The sequence below is a fragment of the Leptolyngbya sp. FACHB-36 genome (genome assembly GCF_014695955.1).
GTDB lineage: Bacteria > Cyanobacteriota > Cyanobacteriia > Leptolyngbyales > Leptolyngbyaceae > FACHB-36.
In genome coordinates this window covers 1-2,085 of the sequence record NZ_JACJPG010000555.1, presented here as the reverse complement: position 1 = coordinate 2,085, position 2,085 = coordinate 1, and the positions used below count along the sequence as shown (strand labels likewise).

Genomic DNA, 2,085 nt, shown 5'->3' with positions numbered 1-2,085 from the left:
TCTAGCAAGTCCTGCGAACTCATTGGTTCCATCGTCATATCTTCCAGAAGGCGATACGCCTCTTGCTTGGCAATCTGGGGACGAATGATCACACACAAGCTATCGCCGTCTAAAATAATTTCTTGAACGTAATAAATCAGTTTCCCTAAGCGGGAGGACGTATAGAACACGTCTGATTTTTCGTAATTTTTACAGTAGTCCGAAAAAGCGCTGAGAATTTCGTTCCGCAATAAATAACGCTTCTCAGAGGTGCGGAGCTGACTGGCAAACTGTCGTAGGTTCGTTTTCTCATCACTATTCAACACCGCCTGAATCAAATCAGACATAGTTACATCTCCTTCCATTAACTACTCAATCGTGTTTGGCATCCGCAGAGAATGAACTGCTTACCGCATCATACTGAAGCGCTCAATTTAACCACTTCGAGACTAAAGTGAGAACCGCAATGCACGCTTCCGTCCTCAGGGTTACTTCTTGAGTTTGCGATTGCGCCATGGGTTTTTCATGACAGTCCCAGTCTCACACAGGAATCCGTAAACAACCCAGGTGAAATTTCAAGCTCTGATGAAGATTGCGTAGAATCTCCGGTAACCAGGTGGGATATTGCTGGATGAGATGTCGCTGAGCGAAGTGTTGCCGAGCCACCCGATCGCAGATGGCTAGAACGTGGTTGAGATCGATCGATACGTTGCCTGCACATGAGGACCAAACACTACGACATCCTCAGACCGAAGTTCTTTACTAGAATGCTTTTGCCCGTTGATCATCAAGCCATTTGTGCTGAGCTTACCCTCTGGGTTGCCATCCACAATTTCGTAACCAATACTGCCATTGGCTCTATGAACTTTCTTGAGAACCGCATGCTGGCGCGACACAAACTGGGAGAAAAGCTGGATGTCGCATTTTGGATCGCGTCCGAGGACGTACTGATCTGCCTCCAGCACCAGTTCTCGTCTGCCCGAATCGTCCTTGAGAATTAAAACGGGTTGGGCAGGGTAGCTGGGTGAATGCTCGTAAGCCGCTTCACGATCGGGAGCCATGACCGTTGAGGCGGGTTCACCCTCAGTCCCATTAATGCTGGTTGTGTTCCAACTGGGCTGCGTGGTGGGCAGCTTGTAGTGAAGTCCAGAGCGTTCAGAGGCTAGGTTGCGAGCGTACCAGGATACTTCGTCGTCCGGATTCAGGGAAAGAGCGCGGTTATAGCTGGCGATCGCCTCACTAAAACGGCGCAGTTCTACTAGCGCGTTGCCGCGATTGCGCCAGCCCAAGTAGTTATCGGGATTAATCTGCAGCATGCGGTCATAGCAGGCGATCGCATCTTCGGGGCGAGTCAACCCATATAGCAGCGCATTCCCGCGATTTTGCCATGTCAATTCGTCCTTGGAATTGAGCGCGAGCGCTTGGTCATAGCAGGCGATTGCGCCTAGGTAATCACCCAGCCCGTACTGAAGTGCATTGCCTCGTGCATGCCACACGCTGCAAGCGACGCCGTTCTTGGGCTCCAAGCGCAGCGCTTGGTCAAAGCTGGCGATCGCCTCGGCATAAAAACCCCAGTGCTCCAGCGCCAAGCCCCGCTCGTACCAGGCTTCATAAAAATCAGGTCGGAACTGCAGCACCTGGTCGAACCAGGCAACGGCGTGATCGTACTGCTGTCCGGCAGATGCCGCCAATCCTTGCTTGTACCAGCGGAGGGCATCGCCGCTAAGTGGTAATCGACCCGTGTCCAGCATCATACGTCTGTAGTTAAAGTTCACCCACATCCACTTACACAGGGACATGAGCAACTTCGGGCTAAATTAAACTATATATCCTAGTGAATCTGTGGAGACTATGCACCTTCCTTAACAATAGCTTAAAGAAGGTGGCGATCGATCTTCCAGGGGGAGGAGTCTGCACAAGCGAATCCATTGCTACGGTTTTGACAGCGTTGTGAAGTGCGATCGTGCCGCAGAACAGCTTTCATTTTCGCCACGATCGCTTGATAGCTTCAGCCGTTCACGCGAAAATAGAGATGTAACAGATCCGTTAAATTTCTAAAGACTTCTTTAACATGAGCCTGGAGCCGCTAACCGCTTTTCGTCCCGA

1 protein-coding gene and 1 pseudogene are annotated in these 2,085 nt (G+C 50.8%); both read right to left on the bottom strand.

All coding sequences use genetic code 11. From position 1 onward, the window contains the following. Positions 1-326 (bottom strand): annotated as a pseudogene (locus tag H6F43_RS15885) (sucrose synthase); the annotation flags it as partial. A gap of 333 nt (positions 327-659) precedes the next feature. Next, entirely contained in the window at positions 660-1,778 is a 1,119-nt protein-coding gene (locus H6F43_RS15880) for a tetratricopeptide repeat protein (RefSeq protein WP_190343698.1), read from the bottom strand. Positions 1,779-2,085 lie beyond the last annotated feature (307 nt).

What these genes read in the sequence shown, in the direction of transcription:
- H6F43_RS15880 (WP_190343698.1), bottom strand. Translation starts at nt 1,778, where the DNA reads ATGTCCCTGTGTAAGTGGATGTGGGTGAACTTTAACTACAGACGTATG.